Genomic DNA, 5,500 nt, shown 5'->3' on the forward strand with positions numbered 1-5,500 from the left:
AGATGAAAATAATCCGTCAGCACCTTGTAGCAATGATTTTCTTCTTTTTGATACTTCTGTTCCGGTGTCGGCTCACGAATACGAGGGCGAATACTGGGCTTTTGTCGGCTGTCATAGTTAAGACCAAAATCTTCAGCAAGTTTGACAGCAGCTTCCCTCAGCCCGATACCGAATAGCTTCGCTGTGAGATCAACAGCGTCTCCGGTTGCTCCGCAGCCAAAACAGTAATAGCGTTCATCCAGCTTCATACTGGGGGACTTATCCGAGTGAAACGGACAGCACGCCATACCAGTGCGACCCACTTTCAAGCCATAGGCTTCTGCGGCTTGTCGGGCAGTAACATTTTCTTTTACAATTTCAAATACATTCATGTGACTCCTTTCCTGAAACGAAAAAAGCACCTGTCATTTTCAAAACGAAAATAGCAAGTGCCTTAAAGTTCCATATCCTGTTTTTTGCTTTTCGCCGGAATTGTCCGGCTGACTTCACGCTCTGCCATTTCCTTCTTCTTGCGGCTCAACTGCTCTATAATGGAACTTTTGGCTTTCTTCTTGATTTGCTCCGTTCCGGCTTTTTTGACCTCCGGTTTCATCAGCGTAGTTTGGATTTTCTGAATAGTTGATTTCATAGCATTTGTGATTCTGCCAATCACGCCATCCAATCGTTTCACTGCATACTCAACTTCTTTCTTTGAAGCCTTACGCTCAGGGGAGAGAACCCACGCCTTAGACTGCTCCACCAGCTTAATATCCTCCTTGTGCGTTTCCAGTTTTACAGTATCAGCAACGACCTCAACCGCCTTGTCATAGGCAATATCGGCAACCTCGTCCACCAGAGCTTCCACATCCTCAATCTTCATCGTGAGTTCTTCCAGCTTTTGCTCCTGTGCTGCCAGTTGCTCCTTTTGCTTGAAAAGAATATAGTCCTGTTTTTCCAGATATGCACGACCACCATATTCCGGTTCTTCTTCCAGTTGTAAGCCATGCTTTTTCGCCACATCAAACAGCAGCACTCGGCAAGCTGAATCGAAAGTCATCTTGCGGTTGTTTTTTCTTCCGACTGGCTTCTCCGGTTCCGGCAGTTCAAACCCCAATGCTTCCAAAGCCTTTTCCTGTTGTGGGGCAATCTCTCCATATTGATTTTCACAGTCGAACACATGACGCTCGTGAATATGAGGGGTGCTTTCATCCAAGTGCAGCGCCCAATTCAGGATATGGACATGAGAGCCGAAACGCTCATTTGCGATTTCCATAAATTCTGTGACGATCTCAATGAGCAATTCCGGCGGAACATGATTGTCAAGCGTTCCAATCTGATAGACCGTTTCCTCTGGACAGGTCTTTTTGCTTTTGAGTAAATCTCCAGTTTCCTTATTTCTTTCAGGGTGTCGGTTCTTCACATTTCTTTCATTCTGTCCTGTTACAAAATCATGATACCGCTGACGATAAAAAAGCTGTTCCACATCTTCAAAAGTGGCAGACAGCTCATTTTCCTTTTCGGGATTTTTGAAATTGCGGAAGCCATTGTAACAGTCCCAATAGAGATTTTGTTTGGCTCGTTCTTCGTCAATGTGTTCGCTGTTGGCAATGTCAAAACTGCGGTCATTGTGCTTCGGGTTATAAACGCCATTCTTTCCGGCTCGTCCATTGTGTCTTGTTAATTTCACATGAGTTCCTCCTTTTCTTTTTGATTTCCCCGACAGGGGAGAAGGGCAGCGAAGCTGATTCCTTGCGGCTTTCTGCGTCAAGTAATACCCAGTATTAAGTGGCGAAGCGCCACTTAACTGGGCAAGGCTGCCGCCCTTGACCTGCACAGGGGTATTGCATTCCCTGTACCCATGCACAAAGGGTTGCACCCTCTGTACTCCCGCCCGAACAAACTGACTTCGCCCCGTCCCAAGCTCTGTCAGTTCCTTCGGTTTTACAAAACAGTCCACCGGACTATTTTGCAAAAAGAAAAACCGACGCATGATCGCTTTACGCTCAATACATCGGTTTCTTCATCTGACCTTGACGGTCATATTCAGTTGTGGCAGATTAGCCAATTTAAAAAATTACTCTGGCACATCTACTGAATAACTTAGATTGTTTCCTCTCTTGTCGCTCTTTAAATCATCATAATACCATAGATACATCGTTCTGTCATATACATTGATTTCAATAACACCATCTGGCTTTTGACCTTCTACTTCTAATGAGTAAATTTCCTTATCATGTGCATAGCCAAAAACAAATCTGGTATCTGGATAATTTGGATTCAAGTCCTGTTGAAAATCACTTAATTTTAAAGATGAACGAATTAGTTCTGTAATATCAGATATAAGAATGCTATCCGCTTTAGTTGTAACCGGTGTAGCATTCATAAATGCATATTGTACACTTGCTTCCTCCACCTGTTTTTTGCAGCGTGCCATCACAAAACCTTGAACGGGATTGTTATCACTTCCTGCTCGATAGAAAATCGTATCATACTGTTTGCCATTCCATATATGCAATATTTCATCAACATGATTAAGAAAATCTTCTGGAACAGAAAATTCTTCATTTTCAGCATTCAAAGGAGAATTCAAAATAGCTTCTTCGACAGAACTATAATATATGAGTTCAGAATCCTTTTTATCGTAATCACTCAAATTGAATTCGACATATGCATTGTCTTTATTGTCATCTTCCGGAACATAAGTATAGCGACCATTTTCAATATGGTCATCATAATCAACAAACAGTCCAATACATATCAGCGCTGCAAAAATTAAAAAAACTATTCCTATAATGATTAGCAATATTTTCAAAAATTTTTTCATACAAAAGTCCACCTTCTTGCTTCATTTCAGTAAATTATATCATACCGATATGAACAATTCAATTCACGCTCTATCAAGTAGTTTTTTACTTACCTATAACGCACATTTCCGCAAAATCCATAGTCTCCGATACTTTCCTCACAGGCGATATACAGTCGGAATTCTGTCAGCTCATGAAATAAGAAAAACTGACGCATGATCGCTTTACGCTCAATACATCGGTTTCTTTATCTGACCTTGACGGTCATATTCAGTTGTGGCAGATTACAGGTAATCTACAAATTTCCCAAAACAAAATAGGATATTTATTTTTATTCTATTCAACTACATACCCATATTCTGTGTGTGGTAAATACCTTACAGTTATCTTATCTCCTAAATCGCTACCTGTTCCCCAATATTTTAATGAATGTTCTTCTCCAGTTTTCTCATCTCTAATATGTATTCTTCTTTCACTATTAGAGTTTTCTCCTGACATTGCACCTTGTGTAACTTCTCCGGTAACTTCAACTAAATTGTTAGATAGTAAATAAGGTATATCCAAGCAACAAGGAACAGTTATAAATATACCGAGAATCAATAACCCAACAACTGCCATCACATTGATTATTTTTTCCCATTTTTGATATTTTATTTTTTCTTCTTCATTGACAGCCTTTCGTTTTATAAACTTCCCATTTTTCTTTCTATGCAAAACATACATAATTAAGACTATAAATGATACTATAATCACTCCAAAAGTTCTAAACATCAATAATGCCATAAATTTGTACTCCTTTCAAAGCGACACGCTATTTATTAACAGCTTTATCAGCTAATCTTTTATCTCCCCATGGCGTTTTCAGCATAGGCTCATTATCAATAATTCCTGCTCTTAAAATTTCAAGGGGTTTTTCTAATTGTAAGATGTTTTTATTATCTATAATAATAGCAGTTTGAAATTCCTCAAAACTTTCAAAAACTCTGTCTTGAAATATAAAAGATATATTTTCTTTACATTCCTCTGCGTTAGCAGGTAAAACACAGGAACCCATCACATATTTTTTCTCATTATAGGAAAACTCAATAAGAGTAAAAGCCATATCATTATCATAATCAGACTTGATAATTTCCATTAGATCTTTTGCTTCAATAATGAGCGTTGGCTTTTCATTTTTCTTAAAACCAAACATGAATAACACCTCCAAGAATTAACTTTATCTTATTTTTCATTATACTTCATCAACTTAACGAATGAAAGAAAAAATTTGTGTGCAGAGTTCCTGTTCAAGCCTTGTAACGCGCATTTATGCAAAATCCATAGTCACCGATACTTTCCTCACGGGTGATATACAGTCGGAATTCTGTCAGCTCATGAAATAAGAAAAACCGACGCACGATCGCTTTACGCTCAATACATCGGTTTCTTCATCTGACCTTGACGGTCATATTCAGTTGTCTAACATCGTACTGTTATAAAATCTATGTCATTTACGATTTTTCTTATGCTGATTTGCCCAGTAAGATTTTACAGGGATTCTTCTTCTTTTTATGTCCTCCATAAATTCTTCTTTGTCAATATTACTATCAATGGTAAATAATTTTTCTCCATTTACATATACACGCATAGAACCTTTCTTTCTCTCGCAATAGGTAATATCTTCAAAGTGAAAAGTTCTCTTTCTGCCAAAAGTTGAACGCCATGTGATTTCATCTTCATCCACTTCCAGTTTCCACATAATCATATTCAATGAGCCTATAAAAAACACAACAAATGCAATGCCAAATACCAAGGGAGGAAATATATCATCCTGTTGGATAGCACTTGCTACAGTACAACCTCCTGTAAATAAAATTCCAAAAACAAATATAATAGTCAATGTTTTCTCTGTTTTTATTGTATAATGCGTTCTAATTATTCCCTTTTTCTGTTCTTCCTCTCGTTCTTTAGCTCTCTTTTGTTGAAGATTTACAAGATATTTCCAAAGAAGAAGTACAACTAAATAGGGGCCTATTTGTGTAATTATATTCAAACACATTCGTAAAAAATCATTCATTTTTTGCCCTCCATAGTTCCAGCTATATAAAAATGATTGTTTGAAATCGAGTATTAAAAACCTCAATTTTTCATATCTCATTATACTTCATCAACTTAAAGAATGGAAGAAAAAATTTTGTGTACAGAGTTCCTGTTCAAGCCTTGTAACGCACATTTCCGCAAAATCTATAGTCCCCGATACTTTCCTCATAGGCGATAGGCAACGGTCAAAACATCAGGTCTGTACCTGACATTTTAACCGCATATCAGTCCTGATTATCACATTATCCCTGCTGACTGTTCAGCCCATGCTTTTTCGCATATTCGCTGGCTTTCTGTCTGCGTTCCTCACTGTAAGGCGGCAGGAAGCGGATAGACAGACGGGACTTTGCCAGCTCATAAGAAACACCGCCTTGAACATTGGATTTTTCCAGTCTGCAAAGGTCAGGGTACTTCTTAGCAAAAGCAGCCAACCTCTTTTTCAATCCGGCGTTGTGGGTGTAGATATTTGCCTTGTCCTCGCCCTCATTAAAGAGAACGATTGTTTCTTTCTCAATCTTCGTAAGTCTCGCCATAACAGCCCTCCCTATGGTTTTTCAACACACGCAGCTTGCAGTAAAAGCAGCGATACCACCTTTCAACACCCTCAGCACTCAGCTTGACGGAAAGCATATAAAACA

At 38.7% G+C, this 5,500-nt stretch carries 7 protein-coding genes; all 7 read right to left on the reverse strand.

The features are described 5' to 3' along the window. Positions 1 to 371, reverse strand: a 371-nt coding sequence (locus DW739_RS14630; RefSeq protein WP_243023798.1) for a CHC2 zinc finger domain-containing protein, incomplete at its 3' end; no start/stop codon positions are given. Positions 372 to 433: 62 nt separating this feature from the next. Further along, positions 434 to 1,969 (reverse strand): serine/arginine repetitive matrix protein 2, encoded by a 1,536-nt coding sequence (locus tag DW739_RS14635; protein WP_182428006.1) that lies wholly within the window; start codon positions 1,967 to 1,969, stop codon positions 434 to 436. An 84-nt stretch (positions 1,970 to 2,053) separates the two neighbouring features. After that, a complete protein-coding gene (locus tag DW739_RS14640) occupies positions 2,054 to 2,803 on the reverse strand; it encodes a hypothetical protein (RefSeq protein ID WP_118743271.1) in 750 nt (249 codons plus the stop codon). Positions 2,804 to 3,119: 316 nt separating this feature from the next. Further along, on the reverse strand, positions 3,120 to 3,566 hold the full coding sequence (locus DW739_RS14645) for a hypothetical protein (RefSeq protein WP_003023134.1): 447 nt from the start codon (positions 3,564 to 3,566) through the stop codon (positions 3,120 to 3,122). Between the two features lie 28 nt (positions 3,567 to 3,594). Further along, positions 3,595 to 3,975, reverse strand: coding sequence for a hypothetical protein (locus tag DW739_RS14650; protein WP_003023131.1), 381 nt, complete (start codon positions 3,973 to 3,975; stop codon positions 3,595 to 3,597). Positions 3,976 to 4,269: 294 nt separating this feature from the next. After that, positions 4,270 to 4,839, reverse strand: a complete 570-nt coding sequence (locus DW739_RS14655) for a DUF6560 family protein (protein ID WP_118743272.1) — start codon at positions 4,837 to 4,839, stop codon at positions 4,270 to 4,272. 265 nt (positions 4,840 to 5,104) lie between these two features. Further along, entirely contained in the window at positions 5,105 to 5,395 is a 291-nt protein-coding gene (locus DW739_RS14660; RefSeq protein WP_007488503.1) for a hypothetical protein, read from the reverse strand. Positions 5,396 to 5,500 lie beyond the last annotated feature (105 nt).

This window comes from Clostridium sp. AM28-20LB, from assembly GCF_003480665.1.
Taxonomy (GTDB): Bacteria; Bacillota; Clostridia; order Lachnospirales; family Lachnospiraceae; genus Otoolea; species Otoolea fessa.

Bases quoted from the DNA above. Each gene is read 5' to 3' on its own strand.
- DW739_RS14635 (WP_182428006.1), bottom strand. From the start codon at position 1,969: ATGCGTCGGTTTTTCTTTTTGCAAAATAGTCCGGTGGACTGTTTTGTA.
- DW739_RS14645 (WP_003023134.1), bottom strand. From the start codon at position 3,566: ATGGCATTATTGATGTTTAGAACTTTTGGAGTGATTATAGTATCATTT.
- DW739_RS14640 (WP_118743271.1), bottom strand. From the start codon at position 2,803: ATGAAAAAATTTTTGAAAATATTGCTAATCATTATAGGAATAGTTTTT.
- DW739_RS14660 (WP_007488503.1), bottom strand. From the start codon at position 5,395: ATGGCGAGACTTACGAAGATTGAGAAAGAAACAATCGTTCTCTTTAAT.
- DW739_RS14655 (WP_118743272.1), bottom strand. From the start codon at position 4,839: ATGAATGATTTTTTACGAATGTGTTTGAATATAATTACACAAATAGGC.
- DW739_RS14650 (WP_003023131.1), bottom strand. From the start codon at position 3,975: ATGTTTGGTTTTAAGAAAAATGAAAAGCCAACGCTCATTATTGAAGCA.